A 20,954-nucleotide genomic window follows, 5' to 3' on the forward strand; every position below is an offset into this window, starting at 1 on the left:
GGTTCGGGGGGAGCGTCGGTGCGGGCGGGGCGGTGCGTACCGGCGGCAGCGGCGCGACGAGGGGGGCGCCGCTGCCGGGACACGGCGGTGCGGTTTCCGGGCGTCAGAGGAAGTAGAGCCTGGAGAGGGAGACCGTGTCGGCCGGTTCGGAGCGCATCGGGTCGCCGTCGAGGGTGACGAGTCCGCTGCGCCCGTCGACCTGCACCTGTCCGACACGGGAGTTGCGGATCAGGTTGCCGGGGCCGATTCCGCGGGTTCCGCGGACGGCGACCCGGCGGCGGCGGGTGGGCATGCCGTCGCCGCCCGCTTCGGCCGCGGCGCGCGCGACGAAGGCTACGGAGATCTCCGCCGGGGTCGCGCCGTGCGCCCCGAACTGCGGGCCGAGGACGAGGGGTTCGCAGGTGTCGGTGGCGGCGTTGGGGTCGCCGGTGACGCCGTACGCGGGGAAGCCGGACTTGAGCACCAGTTGCGGCTTGGCGCCGAAGAACTGCGGCTTCCAGAGCACGATGTCGGCCATCTTGCCGACCTCGATCGACCCGATCTCGTGCGAAAGGCCGTGCGCGATGGCGGGGTTGATGGTGAGCTTGGCGACGTAGCGCAGTACGCGGGCGTTGTCGTCGTGTGCGCCGTCGCCTTCCAGCGGGCCCAGTTCGGCCTTCATCTTGCCGGCCATCGCGAAGGTGCGCCGGACCGTCTCGCCGGCCCGGCCCATGCCCTGGGCGTCGGACGAGGTGATGCCGATCGCCCCGAGGTCGTGCAGGACGTCCTCGGCGCCCATCGTGCCGGCCCGGATGCGGTCGCGGGCCATGGCGGCGTCGCCCGGCAGGTCGGTCTTGAGGTCGTGGACCGAGACGATCATGCCGTAGTGCTCGGCGACCGCGTCCCGCCCGAAGGGGAGGGTGGGGTTGGTCGAGGAGCCGATGACGTTGGGGACGCCGGCCATTTTCAGGACGTTGGGGACGTGCCCGCCGCCGCAGCCCTCGATGTGGAAGGCGTGGATCGTGCGGCCGTCCAGGACGCGGAGGGTGTCCTCGACGGTGAGGCATTCGTTGAGGCCGTCGCTGTGCAGCGCGACCTGGACGTCGTGGTCCTCGGCGACCCGCAGCGCGGTGTCCAGGGCGCGGGCGTGCGCGCCCATGTCCTCGTGGACCTTGAAGCCGCAGGCGCCGCCCTCGGCGAGCGCCTCGACCAGCGGGGCGTCCCCGGAGGACGAACCGCGGCCCAGGAAGCCGATGTTGACCGGCCAGGCGTCGAAGGCACTGAAGGCGTGGCCCAGTGCCCAGGGGGAGTTGACGCCGACGCCCCAGACCGGCCCGAACTCCTGGCCGATGATCGTGGTCACGCCGGAGGCCAGTGAGGCTTCCATCACGCGCGGGGAGAGCAGGTGGACATGGGTGTCCACGGCGCCGGCGGTGGCGATCAGGCCCTCGCCGGAGACGATGGACGTGCCCGTGCCGACGACGACGTCGACGCCGTCGAGGGTGTCCGGGTTGCCGGCCCGCCCGATGGCGTGGATCCGGCCCTCGCGGATGCCGACGGACACCTTGCGGATGCCCTGGACCGCGTCGATGACCAGGACGTTGCTGATCACCACGTCGCAGGTCTCGCGGACCGCGGCGGCCTTGAGGTGCAGTCCGTCGCGGGCGGTCTTGCCGAAGCCGGCGAGGAACTCGTCACCGGGCTTCTGGGCGTCGGACTCGACCCGGACGACCAGTCCGGAGTCGCCGAGGACGACCCGGTCGCCGGCCCGTGGGCCGTGGACCGACGCGTACTCATGGGGATCGATGGTCATGCGCGCTCCTCCGCTCCCAGGTAGCCGCAGGCGGCGGCCCGCCGCAGCGCTTCGGCTTTGGCTCCCGGCGCGTCGAGCGGGCCGTCGACCAGTCCGGCGAAGCCGATGGCGATCCGGTCGCCGCCGATCGGCACCAGGCCGACCGTCGAGCCGCCCCCGGGGTCGAACCGCACCGACGAGCCCGCCGGGACGCACAGCCGCATGCCGTACGCGGCGGCGCGGTCGAACTCCAGCCGGGGGTTGGCCTCGAAGAAGTGGAAGTGCGAGGTGACGCTGATCGGCACCGGCGCGGTGTTGCGGACCGCGAGCAGCACCGCGGGTTCGGGCTCCGGGTCGGCCGGGCCGGGGAGCACCGCGCCGGGCGCGGGCGGCGCGTCCGCACCGCCGGCGGCGGGGCCGGCCGCGGCGCCGATCGGGTCGCCGACCACCGCGAGCCGGGAGCCGTCGTCGAAGACGGCCTCGACGTGCACCTCGGTGACGACGTCGGCGACGCCCGGCAGGACGTCGTCCGGGCCGAGCACGCCGCGCGCCGCCTCGATGGCCTGCGCGAGGCGGCGCCCGTCCCGCGCCGCCTCGCAGACTGTGTCCGCGATCAACGCGGTCGCCTCGGGCACGTTCAGCTTCAGTCCGCGGGCCCGGCGGGCCCGGGCCAGCTCGGCCGCGCCGAACAGCAGCAGCCGGTCGCGTTCTGTTGGGGTCAGCCGCATCCGGTCCCATCCTCCCGCTCGAATTGAGCATCACTCTAACTCGGAATTCATCATTCCGAAACCATTGACCTAGGCCAGACGCATGACTCATATTGAGCGTCGCTCTAGTCCATGGCGTGAATTGATCGTTTCTAGAGCGTCGTTCAAATGATCTCGCAGCAGCGAGCGCCGCTCCGGGGCACCGCTCCGGAGCACTGTCCACCACACGGAGCACCGCGCACAGCACCGCTCACCATCTGTTCCGGCCTCTCAGGGGAGCCCTCATGCCGATCGAACAACGCGGAGTCGACACCATCCCGGACGAGGAGCGCACCAGCACTCCTCGCGACCTCATCTCGATCCTTCTCGGGTCGAACCTGGCCCTGGGCGTGGTGATCTTCGGCTGGCTACCGGTCTCCTTCGGCCTCGGGTTCTGGGGCTCGGTCACCTCCCTCACGGCCGGCACCGTCCTCGGCGCCGTCCTGACCGCCCCGCTCGCGCTGGTCTCGCTGCGCAGCGCGACCAACCTCTCCACCAGCAGCGGCGCGTTCTTCGGGGTCCGCGGCCGGCTCGTCGGCTCGGTGATCGGCCTGCTGCTCTCGCTCGGCTACACGGCGCTGACCCTGTGGGTGGGCGGTGACGCGATGGTCGGCTGCCTGCACCGCCTCATCGGCCTGCCGGGCGACGGCACCGCCTACGCGGTGGTCTACGCACTCCTGGCCGGCGCCACCGCGGTGGGCGCGGTCTACGGCTACCGGGTGCTGCTCCGGATGAGCAAGCTGCTCTCCGTCGGGCTGACCGTCCTGCTCGCGGTCGGCGTGCTCGCCTACCTGCCCACCTTCCACACCGGCCCGGTCCCCGGCACCTCGTACGCGCTCGGCGGCTTCTGGCAGACCTGGCTGCTGGCCGCGGTGTCCGCCGGCCTCAGCGGCCCGATCGCCTTCATCACCCTGCTCGGCGACTACAGCCGCTACATCTCCCCGCGCCGGCACAGCTCCAAGAAGGTCTTCGCGGCCACCTACTGCGGTCTGCTGGTCGGCCTGCTGGTCCCGCAGCTCTTCGGCACCTTCAGCGCCCTGGCGGTCGGGGCGGACGGCAGCGACTACGCCGGCCCGCTGGTCGCCGGGGCGCCGTTCTGGTACCTGGCCCTGCTGCTGCTCAACGCCTCCGCCGGCTCGGTCGGCAACTCCGGCCTGATGCTCTACAGCATGGGTCTCGACCTGGACGCGATCCTGCCGAAGGCCACCCGCACCCAGGCCACCTACGTGGTCGCCGCGATCTCCACCGCGCTGGTCTACGCCGGCCACTTCCTGTGGGCCGCGCAGGACGCCATGACGTCGTTCGTGCTGCTGATGACCGCCATCGGCACGCCGTGGGCGGTGATCACCGTCATCGGCTTCGTGCGCTGCCGCGGCACCTACGACGCGGACTCCCTCCAGGTCTACAACCGCGGCACGGTCGGCGGCGTCTACTGGTTCCGGGCCGGCTGGAACGTCCAGGCCACCGTCGCCTGGGCGGTCGGCTCGGCGGTCGGCCTGATGGGCGTGGACACGCCCTTCTACAAGGGCCCGCTGCTGTCCTTCACCGGCGGGATCGACATCAGCTTCGTGCTCGCCGCGGCCGCCGCCGGCATCGTCTACGTCCTGCTCACCGCCCGGGCACCGCGCCCGGGCGCGCCGCTGCGCCCGGTCCCCGCGCCCCGCACGGAGGCGCCGGCCGCCGAGTCCCCCGCCGAGGTCCGCTGATCCGGGGCCCCTCCCCCGCTCATGGCGCAGGCCGCCACCGACGGAGCGTCGGTGGCGGCCTGCGGCGTCGCCGGGGGCCGGGCTCAGCCCAGCGGATGCATCCAGCCGTGGGTGTCCGCGCCCACGCCGGTCTGGATGTCCAGCAGCGCCTTGCGCAGCTTCATGGTGACCTCGCCGGGCTCGCCGTCGGCGACCGTCCAGTTGGCGCGGGCCGACTTGACCCTGCCGACCGGGGTGATGACCGCGGCGGTGCCGCAGGCGAAGACCTCGGTCAGCGTGCCGTCCTCGGTGGCGCCCTGCCACTCCTCGACCGAGATCCGGCCCTCGGAGACCTCGTACCCGAGGTCGGCGGCGATGGTCAGCAGCGAGTCGCGGGTGATGCCGGGCAGCAGCGAACCGGTCAGCTCCGGGGTGACGATGCGGTTGCCGTACACGAAGTACAGGTTCATCCCGCCCATCTCCTCGATCCAGCGGCGCTCGATCGCGTCCAGCCAGACCACCTGGTCGCAGCCCTGCTCGGCGGCCTGTGCCTGGGCGACCAGGGACGCGGCGTAGTTGCCGCCGGTCTTGGCCGCGCCGGTGCCGCCCGGGGTGGCCCGGACGTACTCCTCCGACAGCCACACCGAGACCGGCTTGACGCCGCCCTGGAAGTACGCGCCGGCGGGCGAGGCGATGACGAGGAAGAGGTACTCGTTGGCGGGCTTGACGCCCAGCCCGACCTCGCTGGCGAACATGAACGGCCGGAGGTAGAGGGACGCCTCACCGCTGTTCGGCACCCACGCCTTGTCCTGGGTGACCAGCGCGTCGCACGCCGCGATGAAGGTCTCGACGGGGAGTTCGGGCATGCCCAGGCGGCGGGCGGACGCCTGGAAGCGGCGGGCGTTGGCGTCCGGGCGGAAGGTGGCGACGCCGCCGTCGGGCTGGCGGTACGCCTTCAGGCCCTCGAAGATCGTCTGCGCGTAGTGCAGGGTCATGTTCGCCGGGTCCAGGGAGAGCGGCGCGTACGGCACCAGCTCCGCGTCGTGCCAGCCGCGGCCCTCGGTCCACTTGATCGTCACCATGTGGTCGGTGAAGTGCCGGCCGAAACCGGGAGCGGCCAGGATCTGCTCCCGCTCCGCGGCGGGCAGCGGGTGCGAGGAGGGCTTGAGCTCGATCGCGGGCGTCGTCATGAATGCGTGTCCTTCACTGCGTAGTCCCTTGCCGCGCGGCCGTGCGCACGATCGCTTGGGCGTACCGGTCGTTACTGGGACGTCCACGTTTCTCGGCGGACGCCGGCCCCTCGTCCGATTATCGCGCGTGGGTGTCCGGCGCCGGAACCGGTGTGTGCGGTCCGCGTCGATGGTCGCGCCGAACCCGCCGGTTGTACAGGGCCGACCATGCCGACCATGCCGACAGCGCCGGGCCACGGCGGGCCCGGCGCTGCGAGGGTGCTGCGGTGCGTCGGGCGTCAGCCCGCCACGCGTGCGGCGATCGCGTCGCCGATCTCCTCGGTCGTACGGGCCGAGCCGTCCCGGGCCTCCAGGTCGGCGGCGACCTCCGCCTCGATGCGGGCGGCCCGCTCCTCGTGGCCGAGGTGGCGCAGCAGCAGCGCGACGGAGAGGATCGTGGCGGTCGGGTCGGCCTTGCCGGTGCCGGCGATGTCCGGCGCGGAGCCGTGCACCGGCTCGAACATCGACGGGAAGGCGCCGCTGGGGTTGATGTTCCCGGAGGCGGCCAGGCCGATGCCGCCGGTGACGGCCGCGGCGAGGTCGGTGAGGATGTCGCCGAAGAGGTTGTCGGTGACGATCACGTCGAACCGCTCGGGCTGGGTGACGAGGAAGATCGTCGCGGCGTCGACGTGCAGGTAGTCGGTGGTGACCTCGGGGTACTCCCGGCCGACCCGGTCGAAGATGTTCTTCCACAGGTGTCCCGCGTAGACCAGGACGTTGTTCTTGTGGACCAGGGTCAGCTTCTTGCGGGGGCGGGCGTTGGCCCGCTCGTACGCGTCCCGTACCACCCGCTCCACGCCGTAGGCGGTGTTCACGCTGACCTCGGTGGCGACCTCGGCCGGGGTGCCGGTCCGCAGGCTGCCGCCGTTGCCGGTGTACGGGCCCTCGGTGCCCTCGCGTACGACGACGAAGTCGATCGCCCCCCTTTGCTCGTCGCGAACGGCCAGCGGGGTCGCGGTGTTCGGGAACAGCTTCGACGGGCGCAGGTTGACGAAGTGGTCGAAGGCGAACCGCAGCTTCAGCAGCAGGCCGCGCTCCAGCACACCGGACGGTACCGACGGGTCGCCGATCGCGCCGAGCAGGATCGCGTCGTGCTGCTTGAGCGACTCCAGCTCCGCGTCCGGCAGGGTCTCACCGGTCCGGTGCCAGCGCCGGGCCCCGAGGTCGTACTCCTTGGTTTCCAGCTTGACGTCCTGCGGGAGGACCGCGGTCAGGACCTTGAGTCCCTGGGCCACGACTTCCTGGCCGATACCGTCACCGGGGATCACTGCGAGGCGAATGCTGCGAGACATGTCTGGACCCTACTCCGCGTCCCAGTGATTGACACGTAACGTCCGGCATGCGGACAAGCCGTTGGGCGACGGTGCGGCCGGGCGGGCCTCCACAGCGCAGGGGCGCCCGGGAACGGATCCCGGGCGCCCCTGCGGCGTCTTCGGCCGGGCGGGTCAGTGCCCCGTAGCGCCGCCGTTGTCGCGGCGGTCGAGCGCGCGCTGAAGTGCGGCGGCGGCGTTCTGGCGGTCGGCGTCGTTGGTCTGACGGGCGGAGTGACGGGTCCTGCGGACAGTGGTCTCGGCCATGTTGCGCATCTCCAATGCCAAAGCCCCGAGAAGAACGTGAGGGGTGCGTCGATCCAGAAGCGGCCGGAAGGAGCGGGGGCCTCGGCGCGGCAGGGGTCACCTGCGCATACGCACCGGGCCGCATCCGCATTCGCTGGATGCAGCGATACGTTCGGCATCTACAAAGCTAGGACAGCGGGGCCGTGATGTCTGCACAATTACTTGGGCTTCCTACTATCTGAGACGGCAGGCGCACTTTCCCGCCACGGCGCCCCTTCCCGTCCTTCCCGTCCTTCCCGCCACGCCGACGGCCCGGCACCCCCGAGGGGGCACCGGGCCGTGGCTGTGCGCGCGGGCGTCAGCCCATGTGCGGGTAGCGGTAGTCGGTCGGCGGGACCAGGGTCTCCTTGATGGAGCGGGTGGAGGTCCAGCGCATCAGGTTCTGCTTGGCGCCGGCCTTGTCGTTGGTGCCGGAGGCGCGGGCGCCGCCGAACGGCTGCTGGCCGACCACGGCACCGGTGGGCTTGTCGTTGATGTAGAAGTTGCCGGCCGCGAAGCGCAGCTTCTCGCAGGTGGCGGCGGCAGCGGCCCGGTCCTGGGCGATGACGCAGCCGGTCAGGCCGTACGCCGAGGCGGACTCCATCTGGGTGAGCATGGCGTCGTAGCCGCCCTCGGCCTCGTCGTCGTAGACGTAGACGCCGAGGATGGGGCCGAAGTACTCGTCCTTGAAGATCTCGTTCTCCGGGTCGGTGGAGACCAGGACGGTGGGTCGGACGTAGTAGCCGACGCTGTCGTCGTAGGTGCCGCCGGCCACGACCTCGATGGTGGGGTCCGCCTTGGCGCGGTCGATCGCCGCCTTGTTCTTGGCGAAGGCGCGCTCGTCGATGACCGCGCCCATGAAGTTCGCCAGCTCGGTGACGTCGCCCATGGAGAGCGCGTCGACCTCGGCCGCGAACTCCTCCTTGAACCCGGCGTTCCAAAGGGAGGCCGGGACGTACGCGCGGGAGGCCGCGGAGCACTTCTGGCCCTGGAACTCGAAGGCGCCGCGGGTCATGGCGGTCTTCAGGACGGCGCGGTCGGCCGAGGGGTGGGCGACGATGAAGTCCTTGCCGCCGGTCTCGCCGACCAGCCGCGGGTAGGTCTTGTACTTCTCGATGTTGGTGCCGACCGTCTTCCAGAGGTACTGGAAGGTCCTGGTCGAACCGGTGAAGTGGATGCCCGCCAGGTCGGGGTGGGTCAGGGCCACCTCGGAGACGTCCTTGCCGTCGCCGGTGACGAGGTTGATGACACCCGGCGGCAGCCCGGCCTCCTCCAGCAGCCGCATCAGCAGCACGGCGGCGAACGTCTGGGTCGGGGACGGCTTCCAGACCACGACGTTGCCCATGAGGGCGGGGGCGGTCGGGAGGTTGCCGGCGATCGCGGTGAAGTTGAAGGGCGTGATCGCGTAGACGAAGCCTTCGAGGGGGCGGTGGTCGGAGCGGTTCCAGACGCCCGGGGAGTTCACCGGCGGCTGCTCGGCGAGGATCTGCCGCGCGAAGTGGACGTTGAAGCGCCAGAAGTCGACCAGCTCGCAGGGGGTGTCGATCTCGGCCTGCTGGGCGGTCTTGGACTGGCCGAGCATGGTGGCGGCGGCCATCGTCTCGCGCCAGGGGCCGGCGAGCAGGTCGGCGGCCTTGAGGATGATCGCGGCACGGTCGTCGAACGCCATCTCGCGCCAGGCGGGGGCTGCGGCCAGCGCGGCGTCCACCGCGTCCCGGGCGTCCTGGGTGGTGGCGTTGGCGTAGGTGCCGAGCCGGGCCGAGTGGTGGTGGGGCTGAACGACGTCGAAGCGCTCGCCGCCGCCCATCCGCCGCCTGCCGCCGATGGTCATCGGCAGCTCGATCGGGTTGCCGGCCAGCTCCTTGAGCTTGGCCTCCAGGCGGAATCGCTCCGGGCTGCCCGGGGCGTAGCTGTGCACCGGCTCGTTCACCGGCACGGGGACCTGGGTCACAGCGTCCATAGCGGCCGTGTCTCCTTACGCTTGCGATCGTCGGTTCTCGATCGTCGGTTTACGTACGTCGGTGTACGTCGGTCGGGTGCCGCGGGCGCTGCCACGGCGGGTGGGCGGCGGGTGGTGCTGGCCCCGAGAGGCCCTCGGGTCCAGCATCTACCCAAAGCGTTCCAAAAGAACAGGTAAACCGGAATCCAAATGAGCCGGTCAGCCGCGGGTGGCCAGGGACCTGAGGAAGAAGGTCAGGTTCGCCGGGCGCTCGGCCAGGCGCCGCATGAAGTAGCCGTACCAGTCGGTGCCGTAGGGGATGTAGACCCGCATCCGGTGCCCCTCCGCGACCAGCCGCTGCTGCTCGGCCTCGCGGATGCCGAACAGCATCTGGAATTCGTAGTCGGCGGGCTTGCGGCCGTTGCGGTGCGCCAGCTCCTGGCCGATGGCCACCATCCGCGGGTCGTGGGACCCGATCATCGGGTAGCCCTGCCCGGCCATCAGGATCTTCAGGCAGCGCACGTAGGCCAGGTCGACCTCCCGCTTGTCCTGGTAGGCGACGGTCGCGGGCTCCTTGTACGCGCCCTTGACCAGCCGCACCCGGGAGCCTTCCTGGGCGAGTGCGTGGCAGTCGTCCTCGGTGCGGAAGAGGTACGACTGGAGCACCGCGCCGGTCTGGGGGAAGCGCTCGCGCAGGGCGCCGAGGATGGCGAGGGTGGAGTCGACCGTCGTGTGGTCCTCCATGTCCAGCGTCACGGTCGTGCCGGCCTCGGCGGCGGCTTCGACCACCGGGGTGACGTTGCGCAGCGCCAGCTCGTGCCCGCCGGACAGCGCCTGGCCGAAGGCGGAGAGCTTGACCGACATCTCGGCCCTGGCGCCGAGCCCGTGCTCCTTGAGGGCCTCGGCCAGCTGGAGGTAGGCGTCGCGGTTGCGCAGCGCCTCGGCCGGGTCGGTGATGTCCTCGCCGAGGTGGTCGAGGGTGACCTCCATCCCGCGGGCGGCCAGCGTCCGCACGACCGCCATCGACTCGTCCAGGCGCTCGCCCGCGACGAAGCGGTCCACCACGGGACGGGTGACCGGAGCAGCCGCGACGAGGCGGCGGATGCTGTCGCTGCGCGCGGCGGCGAGAAGCACGGGACCCAGCATGGGCACCTCCATGATTCAGGATGACAATTGCCGGGGCGGGCGCCTTGTGGGCGGGCGCGGCGGCAAGGGGAGCCACCTGAAATTTAAGGATCGCGCCACTTTCCGGCCATCGACAGCTGTCACGCCTTCGTGGCCGGGATCTCAGACAGATGTATGAGAATGGGGAGGGAGTGGCGGTGGCGACAGGAGAGGGCCGGACGGCGGATGCGGAGTGACTACCAGCAGCTCGTGGACGAGATCTCGGCGGCGCTCGGCGCCCCGGCGACGCTGGAGGACCGGGACTTCGGGCTGATCGCGTTCGGCGCGCACGAGGGCGAGGACGACGAGGTCATGGACCCGGTGCGGACCCGCTCGATCCTCCAGCGCCGCTCCTCGGCGGCGGTGCGCGCCTGGTTCGAGGCGTTCGGCATCGCCCGTGCCACGACTCCGCTGCGCATTCCCCCGGACCCGGCGGCCGGCGTCTTCAAAGGCCGGATCTGTCTGCCCGTTCGGCACCGCGGCATCGTGCACGGCTATGTCTGGCTGCTGGACGACGGCCATCTGACCGACCTCGCGCTGGGCGGCCACGGCACCCCTCCCGACCCCCGGATCGCCCAGGCGATGGAGACCGCCGCCCGGATCGGCGCGCTGCTCGCCGACGAGTCCCGCGCCGGGTCCGAACTGGCCGAGCTGCTGCGGGAGCTGCTCACCTCCCGGTCCACGGGGCGGCCCGCCGCGGCGGTCGCGCTGCGGGACGCGCTGCGCGACACCCTGCGCTTCATACCGGGCACCCCGCTCACCCTGGTGGCCGTGCTCCCCTGGGACACCGCGGCGACCGACGCCGCACCGCTGCCGAGCCTGCCCGGCCTGCTGGCGGCCTACCCGCTGCCCGCGCCGGGCGACGCCCTCGCGGGGCAGCGGCACCCGGCCGCCGCCGGGCCCGCGCTGGCCGCGCTGGTCCGGCTGCGCCAGACCGGCTCGCTCGCCCCGGCCCATACGGTGGCCGACCATCTGCTGCGCTCCCCGCGCGCGGGCGGGGCGCCGGCCGCCGGGGGCCGCACCGGCTCGCGGCCGGGCCCCGGCGCCGCGGGCATCGGCATCGGCACCCGCGAGCCGACCGATCTGCCGGCCGCCTGGCGGCAGGCGCTGGACGCGGCCCGCGCGGCGCGCGCCGAGCCCCGGCTGGGCCCCGTCGCCCAGTGGGACGGCATCGGCGCGTACCGCCTGCTGACCGCCCTCCCCGCCACCGAACCCGACCCGGCCATCGCCCCGCTGCTGTCCCCCGCGCACGCCGAACTCGCCCGGACCGCCGAGGCGTTCCTCGACTGCGCGGGCCAGGCCGGGCGCACCGCCCAGCAGTTGGGCATCCACCGCCAGACGCTCTACTACCGCCTGGGCCGGGTCAAGAAGCTGACCGGCCTCGACCTGGACGAGGGCGCGGACCGGCTGCTGCTCCACATGGCGCTCAAGGCGGCCAGGCTGTGAGCCGCTGAGGGCGGGTTGATTCCGCAGGTCGCGCGCTGATCGCGCGCCAGGACCATTGCGCCCCCGACCCACCGGACAGTCCCTTCGGCACCGACTGTCCATCTTCTCGTCGTGCGCAAGACCTGTTGCCCGTGACTACTGGCAAGTAGCGTGACGGCGCATCGGCTGCGCCCGACCGGCGGGCGCAGCGTCGCGAGCCGCGAACCGACCCATCGCCGCCAACTGCCGCCACCCCAGGGGGACTTCATGCACGGGATGAACCGCCGCCAATTCATGTCCAGGATGTCCGCCGTCGCCGCGGGTGCCGCTCTGCTGTCGGCCGGGGCGTACGACCGGGCGCTGGCGGTCACCGCGGCGCGGGCCGTACGGACCCGGGGGACCACCCTCGAACAGGCCGCGCGGCCGGTGGGCGGCGGGGCGTACAAGCGGCTGGTGGCGGGCCCCGGCTGGCCGCTGGTGGTGCGCGGTGAGCTGGCGGGCGCGGGCGCGGGGCGCGACGACCGGCGCACCGGGCTCGCCTCGTTCGTGCAGTTCACCGATCTGCATCTGGCGGACGTCGAGTCGCCGGTGCGGTTCGAGTACCTGGCGAAGTTCAACGACAGCGCGTGCCGCCCCCAGGAGGCGCTGACCGTGCGCGGCGCCTCCTCGCTGGTCGAGCGGGTCAACGCGGTCCGCCGGGGCCCGTACACCGGCATGCCGTTCGGCATGGTGATGGCCACCGGCGACAACACCGACAACCACGAGCACATCGAGCTCGACTGGTATCTGACCGTCATGAGCGGCGGCCGGATCACCCCCAGCAGCGGCGACCCGTCCCGCTACGAGGGCGTGCAGAACTCCGGCAACGTCGACTACTGGAACCCCGAACTGCCCCTCCAGGACCTTTACAAGGCCAAGGGGCTGCCGCAGATACCGGGCTTCCTGTCGGGCGCGGGCCGCCCGTTCACCGCGCCCGGCCTGCAGATGCCCTGGTACACCACGGTCGGCAACCACGACGACAGCATCGAGGGCAGCCTGCCCGACCTCGGGCTGCTGAACTCGCTCTACACCGGCGACCGCAAGCTGGAGGGCTGCGACGACGCCACCGCGGCCAAGCTCGCGGACGCCCTCAAGCACGACCCGGGGCAGGCCGCCGCACTGCTCGGCAAGCTGCTGACCAGCGAGGGCGCGATCCGCAAGGTCACCCCGGACGAGCGGCGCCGCCCGTTCAGCCCCGCCGAGTTCGCCCGGGCGCACCTGGACCCGGCGCACACCGGCGCGGGCCCGGTCGGCCACGGCTTCACCGCGGACGCGGCGGACAGCGGCCACCTCTACTACACCTTCCCGCTCGCCAAGGGCGTCCTCGGCATCAGCCTGGACACCACCAACAGGGCCGGATTCGCGGACGGTTCGCTGGGCACCGCGCAGCTCAAGTGGCTGGAGTCGCAGCTGCAGTCCCACAGCAGCCGCTGGTACGACACCGACGGCCGCACCGTGCGCGGCGGGTCCGGCGACTCGCTGATCGTGCTGTTCAGCCACCACACCAGCGCGACGATGGGCAATCTGCTGCCCGACCCGTACCACCCGTTCGAGCTCCGCCACGACGGCGCGGCGCTGGTCTCGCTGCTGCAGCGCTATCCGAACGTGGTCGCCTGGGTGAACGGCCACACGCACGAGAACAGGATCACCCCGCACGGCCACGCGGTCCCCGAGCGGGCCTTCTGGGAGATCAACACCGCCTCCCACGTCGACTATCCGCAGCACGCCCGGATCATCGAGCTCGCCGACAACGGCGACGGCACACTGTCCCTGTTCACCACGCTCGTCGAGTCCGCCGCCCCGTACGTCACCGACGTCCACGACACCTCGGACGCCGGACTGGCCGCCCTCTACCGCGAGTTGTCGTACAACGACCCCTACGCCACCCCGAACGCCAAGCTCGGCGCCGCCACCGACCACAACACGGAGCTGCTGCTGCGCCGGCCCGGCAGGTGACGGCCGACGGCGGCCACCGGGCTCCGGTGGCCGCCGGGCCCCGCTACCGCTCCCCCGCGTCCGGGCCGAGGACCTCGCCCGCGGTCACCCGGCGCAGCGCCTCCGCCAGGTCCCGGCCCGACGGCAGCGCGTCGGGGGTGACCAGCGACTGCACCATCAGCCCGGTCAGCAGCGCCTGGTAGAAGGACCCCACGACGCGGGCGGTCTCCGCGTCGACCTCGGTGTCCGGCACCCCTTCGAAGACCGCGACCAGCCCCTCGCCGCCCTCCGGCAGCACCTCGCCGATGGCGGTACGCAGCTCCTCGTCACGCGGCAGCAGCCCCAGCACCTCGACCTGCGAGGCGATGAACTCCCGCTCGGTGGCGATGCGTTGCAGGACGGTGTCCCAGGTCGCGGCGAACCGCTCCAGCGGCTCGCCCTCCCCGGCCCGCGCCCCGCCGTCCGCGGGCACCTCGGCGAACCCCGCGCCCCATTCCTCGCTGGCGGCGATCACCGCCTGGCGCATCAGGGCGTCCTTGGAGCCGTAGTGGTAGCCGATGGAGGCGAGGTTGGCGCCGGAGGCGGCGACGATGTCGCGGGCGGTGGTGCGCGCGTACCCCTTCTCCAGGAGGCACCGCTTGGCGCCCTCCAGAAGATCTTCGCGGTGTCCCATGCGGGCAGCCTACCGCCGCACCAGACACCTGTACCAGACGAGCGTCTTATACGTACGTACAGATTCCGGCGTTCCGGCGGCGGGCCGGCTCGACGTCCCGGCCCGGCGGACCCCGCCGCGGCTCAGCGCCGCTCCTCCGGCCCGGACCCCTCGCCCTTGCCCTTGCCCTTGCCCTTGCCCCGGCCATCGTCGAACTCCCGCTCCTCCTTGGGGAGTTCGGTGCCGCTCGCCGTTTCCCGATCGGCACGCTCGTCCCCCTCGGCACGGCCGCGGGACACCGCCATCGGCCGGGTGGCGTCCCGGGTGCGGTCGCCGCCCGGCGCGCCGTGTCCGGCCGTCGCGCGGGTGCGGTGCGGCACCGGGTCCCCGGTGGCCCGGCCGCGGGCCCCGGCCGTCCCGGGCGTGCTCCGGTCCGGCGTGGCGGCCGCGGCGGGCCGGGCCGACGCGGCTGCCCCGCCGGCGCCGGCGGCGCTGCCGGCGCCCTCGGTGATGCCGCCGGCCGGGCCCGGGTCGCCGCCGCCGGACCCCGGCTGCTTCAGCCCGTAATGGCGGTAGAGCCGCTCCTCCTCGGAGGGGTCGAGGTGGCCGTCCGCGTCGATCCTCGGCGCCTCCTTGATGGTCGCCTTGGTGTACGGCACCTGCAGTTCGTCGCCGGTCCGCCGGGCCCCGGCGAGCGGCACGAAGGTCTCCTTCATGCCGAACAGCCCGGTGCGCACGGTGATCCACTCGGGGTCGTTGGTGGCATCGTCCCGGTAGACCTGCTGGACGATGCCCACCTTGGCGCCCTCCGCGTCCACCACGTGCAGACCGGTCAGACTCTGCGGAGTGTCACCCTGGGGTGCGTTCATGGCGTCCTGTCTCCTTCCGCACGCGCCGGCGGGGGCACGCGCAGTTCCCATTGCGCGCCGCGACCCTCCCCCCAGCGACTCGGGAGACCCGGCGCCCGGCGGCTCCGGCGGCCGCCGAACGGCACTCGCGGGCCCCTCCCCCTCGGAACCCGCTAGGCCATTCGGGTGAACGGGGCAGGGGCCGGCGTCCGCGGGCGGCACCGCCCCGCCCTCCGTACGACGCGCGCACGGCAACGGGCCCGGACTCCGCCGCAGCGGGGTCCGGGCCCGTCGACCCGCGCAAGCCGGTGGCTCAGTGGGTGAGGTTCACCGCGCGCACCGAGGTCGCGCCGATCTCCTCGGAGATCTCGGCCAGCACACTCGCCGGAATGGTGTCGTCGACCGTGAGCACGACCAGCGCCTCACCGCCGATGTCGGCCCGGGAGACCTGCATGCCGCCGATGTTGATCCCCGCCTCGCCCAGGATGCGGCCGACGGTGCCGACGACGCCGGGGCGGTCGGTGTAGCGCAGGAATGCCATGTGGTCGGCGAGCGCGAGGTCGATGGAGTGCTCGCCGACCGCCACGACCTTCTGCACGTTCTTGTGGCCGGCCAGGGTGCCGGAGATCGACACCTCCTCGCCGCCCGCGAGCGTGCCGCGGACGGTCACCACGTTGCGGTGCTCCGGCGACTCGCTGCTGGTGGTCAGCCGCACCTCGACGCCGCGCTCCTGCGCGAACAGCGGAGCGTTGACGTAGGACACCGTCTCGTCCACGACGTCCTCGAACACGCCCTTGAGCGCGGAGAGTTCGAGCACCTTGACGTCGTGCTGGGTGATCTCGCCGTACACCTCGACGTCGAGGCGGAGCGCGACCTCGCCGGCCAGCGCGGTGAAGATCCGGCCCAGCCGCTCGGCCAGCGGCAGCCCCGGCTTGACGTCCTCCGCGATCACGCCGCCCTGGACGTTGACCGCGTCCGGCACCAGCTCGCCGGCGAGCGCCAGGCGCACCGACTTGGCGACCGCGATACCGGCCTTCTCCTGCGCCTCGCCCGTCGACGCACCGAGGTGCGGGGTGGCGACGACCTGGTCGAACTCGAAGAGCGGCGAGTCGGTGCAGGGCTCGACGGCGTACACGTCCAGACCCGCGCCGGCCACCCGGCCCTCCTTGAGGGCACTGGCCAGCGCCGCCTCGTCCACGATCCCGCCGCGCGCGGCGTTGACGATCCGGACGCTCGGCTTGACCTTGTGCAGCGCGTCGTCGCCGATCAGGCCGACGGTCTCCGGCGTCTTGGGGAGGTGGACGGTGATGAAGTCGGAGACCTCCAGCAGCTCGTCCAGGGTCAGCAGCTTGACGCCCATCTGGGCGGCGCGGGCCGGCTGGACGTAGGGGTCGTACGCGACGACCTTCATGCCGAAGGCGGACATCCGCTGGGCGACCAGCACGCCGATCCGGCCGAGGCCGACCACGCCGAGGGTCTTCTCGCTGAGCTCGACGCCGGTGTACTTGCTGCGCTTCCACTCGCCGTTCTTGAGGGCGGTGTTCGCCTGCGGGATGTTGCGCGCGGTGGCGACCAGCAGACCGCAGGCCAGCTCGGCGGCGGTGACGATGTTGGAGGTCGGGGCGTTGACGACCATCACGCCGGCCTTGGTGGCGGCGGAGACGTCGACGTTGTCCAGGCCGACGCCGGCCCGGGCGACGACCTTCAGCTTCCTGGCGGCGGCGATCGCGTCGGCGTCCACCTTCGTCGCGCTGCGCACGAGGATGGCATCGACGTCGACGATCGCGGGCAGCAGCTCGGCGCGGTCGGCGCCGTTGCAGTGCCGGATCTCGAAGTCCGGGCCGAGGGCGTCGACGGTGGCCGGCGACAGCTCCTCGGCGATCAGTACAACGGGTTTACCCGGGTTGGCAGTGCTCACGTGGTCTTCAGTCCTCACTGGTCCTTCGCGGACGGCCGTCCCGACGGCCGAAGGCGGTGAAGGGGGGAAAGCCGCGTGGAAGACGCACGACGCTGTGAGCCTGACGCGCTTTTGAACCCTCCCCCTCGGTGAACGAAGGGGATTCCTGGCTCACGCCGCCCGGCCGCTCAGCGAGCGATCGAGTCTTACGCGATCAACACCAGCCGGGTTGGAACCAGCCCGGTTTCCCCAAAAAGATTGGAGGCTATTGCGCTGGCTTGGCTCTCGCTCAGCACGGCCCGACCTTACCACCGGGGTGGAGCCGGAGCCGGGCGAAGTCTGCACCGAAGCGTAAGGATCACCCATGCGTGGTTCTACGCGGTGGACAAGGGGTGGCGGCGCAGGGACGAGGGGCCGCGAGGAGTCCCCGCGGCCCCCTGTCCCGAGGGCTTACGCCTCGTCGTCCACCCAGCTCATCAGCTTCCGCAGCTGCTTGCCGGTGGTCTCCAGCAGGTGGTTCTCGTCGGCCTTCTTGTACTCGTTGTACTTCGGCAGGCCGGCGTTGTACTCCGCCATCCAGTTGTTGGCGAAGGTGCCGTCCTGGATCTCCGCGAGCACCTTCTTCATCTCGGCCTTGGTGGCGTCGGTGATGATCCGCGGGCCGGTGACGTAGTCGCCCCACTCGGCGGTCTCGGAGACCGACCAGCGCATCTTCTCCAGGCCGCCCTCGTACATGAGGTCCACGATCAGCTTCAGCTCGTGGAGGCACTCGAAGTACGCGATCTCGGGCTGGTAGCCGGCCTCGACCAGGGTCTCGAAGCCGGCCTTGACCAGCGCCGAGGCGCCGCCGCAGAGCACCGCCTGCTCACCGAACAGGTCGGTCTCGGTCTCCTCGGTGAAGGTGGTCTTGATGACGCCGGCGCGAGTGCCGCCGATGCCCTTGGCGTAGGAGAGCGCCAGCTCGAACGCCTTGCCGGAGGCGTCCTGCTCGACGGCCGCGATGCACGGCACGCCGCGGCCCTCCTCGTACTGACGGCGGACCAGGTGGCCCGGGCCCTTGGGGGCGACCATGCAGACGTCCACGCCGGCCGGGGCCTTGATGAAGCCGAAGCGGATGTTCAGGCCGTGGCCGAAGAACAGCGCGTCGCCGTCCTTCAGGTGGTCCTTGATGGACTCCTCGTAGACCTTGGCCTGGATCGGGTCCGGCACCAGGATCATGATGACGTCGGCCTCGGCGGCGGCCTCGGCGGGCGTCACCACGCGCAGGCCCTGCTCCTCGGCCTTCGCCTTGGACTTGGAGCCCTCGTGCAGACCGACGCGCACGTCGACGCCCGAGTCGCGCAGGGACAGCGCGTGGGCGTGACCCTGGCTTCCGTAGCCGATGACCGCGACCTTGCGGTTCTGGATGATGGACAGGTCGGCGTCGTCGTCGTAGAACAGCTCGGCCACTTCGGGTATCTCCTTGGATCTAGCGGGTGCCCACACAGTACGTCGGGCGGGGCGGGGAAAGTTGCGGGGTCTCGGCATACGGTCCGGCGGTCCGCCGGATCAGGCCGTGCGGTCCAGGGCACGCAGCGAGCGGTCCGTGATGGACCGGGCACCACGGCCTATCGCGATGGTGCCCGACTGCACCAACTCCTTGATGCCGAACGGCTCCAGCATCTTGAGCATCGCCTCCAGCTTGTCGCTGGAACCGGTCGCCTCGATCGTGACCGCCTCCGGGGAGACGTCGACGGTCTTGGCCCGGAAGAGCTGGACGATCTCGACGATCTGCGAGCGGGTCTCGTTGTCGGCGCGCACCTTCACCAGGACGAGTTCGCGCTGGATGGCCGAACCGGGCTCCAGCTCGACGATCTTCAGGACGTTGACGAGCTTGTTGAGCTGCTTGGTGACCTGCTCCAGGGGCAGCGACTCGACGCTGACCACGATGGTGATGCGGGAGATGTCGGGGTGCTCGGTGACCCCGACCGCGAGCGAGTCGATGTTGAAGCCGCGGCGGGAGAACAGCGCGGCGATCCGGGCGAGGATGCCGGGGGTGTTCTCCACCAGGACGGAGAGCGTGTGCTTGGACATGTCGTCTTCTCTCTTCTTCCGTGCGTCCGTGACGTCCTGGCTCAGTCGTCTTCGTTGTCGCCGAAGTCGGGACGCACGCCCCGGGCTGCCATGACCTCGTCGTTGGAGGTGCCGGCGGCGACCATCGGCCACACCTGTGCATCTTCGTGGACGATGAAGTCGACCACGACCGGGCGGTCGTTGATGGCGTTGGCCTTGGCGATGACCGCGTCCAGCTCCGCCGGGTCCTCGCAGCGCATCGCGACACAGCCCATGGCCTCGGCCAGCTTGACGAAGTCCGGGCACCGGGTGCCGGCCGCCGAGCCGCTCCCGGGCGCCCCGGCGCCGGCGTCCGGGCCGCTGTGCAGCACGGTGTTGGAGTAGCGCTGGTTGTAGAACAGCGTCTGCCACTGGCGGACCATGCCCAGCGCGCCGTTGTTGATGATCGCGACCTTGATCGGGATGTTGTTGAGCGCGCAGGTGACGAGTTCCTGATTGGTCATCTGGAAGCAGCCGTCGCCGTCGATCGCCCAGACCGTGCGGTCCGGCATCCCGGCCTTGGCGCCCATCGCCGCGGGCACCGCGTAGCCCATGGTCCCGGCGCCGCCGGAGTTGAGCCAGGTCGAGGGCCGCTCGTAGTCGATGAAGTGGGCGGCCCACATCTGGTGCTGGCCGACGCCGGCCGCGTAGATGGTGTCGGCGGGGGCGAGCCTGCCGATCCGCTCGATGACCTGCTGCGGGGAGAGGCTGCCGTCCTCCGGCAGGTCGTAGCCCAGCGGGTAGGTCTCGCGCCAGCGGTTGAGGTCCTTCCACCAGGCGCTGTAGTCACCCTTGTGGCCGGCGTCGTGCTCGGCCTGGACCGCGACGATCAGGTCGGCGATGACCTCGCGGGCGTCGCCGACGATCGGCACGTCTGCGGCGCGGTTCTTGCCGATCTCCGCCGGGTCGATGTCGGCGTGCACGACCTTGGCGTACGGCGCGAAGGAGTCCAGCTTGCCGGTGACCCGGTCGTCGAAGCGGGCGCCGAGGGTGATCAGCAGGTCCGCCTTCTGCAGCGCGGTGACCGCGGCGACCGAGCCGTGCATGCCGGGCATGCCGAGGTGCTGCGGGTGGGTGTCGGGGAACGAGCCCAGCGCCATCAGGGTCGTGGTGACGGGGGCGCCGGTCAGCTCGGCGAGCACCTTCAGCTCGGCGGTGGCGCCGGCCTTCATGACGCCGCCGCCGACGTAGAGCACCGGGCGCCGGGACTCGGCGATCAGCCGGGCGGCCTCGCGGATCTGCTTGGCGTGCGGCTTGGTGACCGGGCGGTAGCCGGGCAGGTCGGTGTGCGGCGGCCAGACGAAGGTGGTCTGCGCCTGGAGGGCGTCCTTGGCGATGTCGACCAGGACCGGGCCGGGGCGGCCGGTGGAGGCGACGTGGAACGCCTCGGCGATCGTCCGGGGGATCTCGGCCGGGTCGGTGACCAGCCAGTTGTGCTTGGTGATCGGCATCGTGATGCCGCAGATGTCCGCCTCCTGGAAGGCGTCCGTGCCGATCGCCTTGGAGGCCACCTGGCCGGTGATCGCGACCAGCGGGACGGAGTCCATGTGCGCGTCCGCGATCGGGGTGACCAGGTTGGTGGCGCCCGGCCCGGAGGTCGCCATGCAGACGCCGACCTTGCCGGTGGCCTGGGCGTATCCGGTGGCGGCGTGTCCCGCGCCCTGCTCGTGCCGCACCAGCACGTGCCGGACCTTCGAGGAGTCCATCATCGGGTCGTACGCGGGAAGGATCGCACCGCCGGGGATGCCGAACACGGTGTCGGCCCCGACCTCCTCCAGCGCACGGATGAGGGACTGCGCGCCCGTGACGTGCTCGACGGTCGCGGGCTTCTGCGCTCCGCCGGAGTTACGGGCCCGCGGCTGCGGATGGTGGGCCCCGGTGGCCTGCTCGGTCATCTGCGTCTCTTCTCGAAGCTGAGGGTTTTGACGGATTTGTGAG

Annotated in this window: 16 protein-coding genes; 3 read left to right on the top strand and 13 right to left on the bottom strand. The window is 71.7% G+C overall.

Annotated features, from left to right (window positions below):
• Positions 1-103 precede the first annotated feature (103 nt).
• On the bottom strand, positions 104-1,792 hold the full coding sequence (locus tag GR130_RS31960; protein WP_159507922.1) for an urease subunit alpha: 1,689 nt from the start codon (positions 1,790-1,792) through the stop codon (positions 104-106).
• Positions 1,789-2,499, bottom strand: coding sequence for an urease subunit gamma (gene ureA, locus GR130_RS31965; RefSeq protein WP_159507923.1), 711 nt, complete (start codon positions 2,497-2,499; stop codon positions 1,789-1,791). Before ureA ends, GR130_RS31960 begins: the two co-directional genes overlap by 4 nt.
• A 263-nt stretch (positions 2,500-2,762) precedes the next feature.
• Between ureA and GR130_RS31970 the strand changes: the two genes are divergently transcribed.
• Positions 2,763-4,223, top strand: coding sequence for a cytosine permease (locus tag GR130_RS31970; RefSeq protein ID WP_159507924.1), 1,461 nt, complete (start codon positions 2,763-2,765; stop codon positions 4,221-4,223).
• Between the two features lie 83 nt (positions 4,224-4,306).
• Here the strand turns inward: GR130_RS31970 and GR130_RS31975 are convergent, their stop codons facing one another.
• From GR130_RS31975 to GR130_RS31990, 5 genes are all read right to left on the bottom strand, one after another.
• Positions 4,307-5,392, bottom strand: a complete 1,086-nt coding sequence (locus GR130_RS31975) for a branched-chain amino acid aminotransferase (protein ID WP_159507925.1) — start codon at positions 5,390-5,392, stop codon at positions 4,307-4,309.
• Positions 5,393-5,670: 278 nt separating this feature from the next.
• A complete protein-coding gene (locus GR130_RS31980; protein ID WP_159507926.1) occupies positions 5,671-6,723 on the bottom strand; it encodes a 3-isopropylmalate dehydrogenase in 1,053 nt (350 codons plus the stop codon).
• Between the two features lie 153 nt (positions 6,724-6,876).
• Positions 6,877-7,008, bottom strand: a complete 132-nt coding sequence (locus tag GR130_RS41445; protein WP_268249797.1) for a hypothetical protein — start codon at positions 7,006-7,008, stop codon at positions 6,877-6,879.
• A gap of 337 nt (positions 7,009-7,345) precedes the next feature.
• Positions 7,346-8,986, bottom strand: a complete 1,641-nt coding sequence (gene pruA, locus GR130_RS31985) for an L-glutamate gamma-semialdehyde dehydrogenase (protein WP_159507927.1) — start codon at positions 8,984-8,986, stop codon at positions 7,346-7,348.
• Positions 8,987-9,184: 198 nt separating this feature from the next.
• A complete protein-coding gene (locus GR130_RS31990) occupies positions 9,185-10,111 on the bottom strand; it encodes a proline dehydrogenase family protein (RefSeq protein WP_159507928.1) in 927 nt (308 codons plus the stop codon).
• Between the two features lie 204 nt (positions 10,112-10,315).
• Between GR130_RS31990 and GR130_RS31995 the strand changes: the two genes are divergently transcribed.
• Positions 10,316-11,575, top strand: coding sequence for a PucR family transcriptional regulator (locus tag GR130_RS31995; protein WP_159507929.1), 1,260 nt, complete (start codon positions 10,316-10,318; stop codon positions 11,573-11,575).
• Positions 11,576-11,830: 255 nt separating this feature from the next.
• Positions 11,831-13,549: a TIGR03767 family metallophosphoesterase gene (locus tag GR130_RS32000; RefSeq protein ID WP_328707576.1), complete on the top strand. Its 1,719-nt coding sequence runs from the start codon at positions 11,831-11,833 to the stop codon at positions 13,547-13,549.
• Between the two features lie 43 nt (positions 13,550-13,592).
• Here GR130_RS32000 and GR130_RS32005 read toward each other — a convergent pair whose 3' ends face one another.
• From GR130_RS32005 to GR130_RS32030, 6 genes are all read right to left on the bottom strand, one after another.
• Positions 13,593-14,201 carry a TetR/AcrR family transcriptional regulator gene (locus GR130_RS32005; RefSeq protein ID WP_159507931.1) on the bottom strand — a complete coding sequence of 203 codons (609 nt, stop codon included), beginning with the start codon at positions 14,199-14,201 and terminating at the stop codon, positions 13,593-13,595.
• 122 nt (positions 14,202-14,323) lie between these two features.
• Entirely contained in the window at positions 14,324-15,049 is a 726-nt protein-coding gene (locus GR130_RS32010) for a PRC-barrel domain-containing protein (protein WP_159507932.1), read from the bottom strand.
• Positions 15,050-15,341: 292 nt separating this feature from the next.
• Complete coding sequence (serA, locus tag GR130_RS32015; RefSeq protein ID WP_159507933.1) at positions 15,342-16,946, bottom strand: phosphoglycerate dehydrogenase; 1,605 nt, start codon at positions 16,944-16,946, stop codon at positions 15,342-15,344.
• A 429-nt stretch (positions 16,947-17,375) separates the two neighbouring features.
• Entirely contained in the window at positions 17,376-18,374 is a 999-nt protein-coding gene (ilvC, locus tag GR130_RS32020; protein ID WP_159507934.1) for a ketol-acid reductoisomerase, read from the bottom strand.
• Between the two features lie 99 nt (positions 18,375-18,473).
• Entirely contained in the window at positions 18,474-18,998 is a 525-nt protein-coding gene (ilvN, locus tag GR130_RS32025) for an acetolactate synthase small subunit (RefSeq protein WP_043266247.1), read from the bottom strand.
• 41 nt (positions 18,999-19,039) lie between these two features.
• On the bottom strand, positions 19,040-20,911 hold the full coding sequence (locus GR130_RS32030) for an acetolactate synthase large subunit (protein WP_159507935.1): 1,872 nt from the start codon (positions 20,909-20,911) through the stop codon (positions 19,040-19,042).
• Positions 20,912-20,954: the final 43 nt, after the last annotated feature.

Source organism: Streptomyces sp. GS7 (assembly GCF_009834125.1).
Lineage (GTDB): Bacteria > Actinomycetota > Actinomycetes > Streptomycetales > Streptomycetaceae > Streptomyces.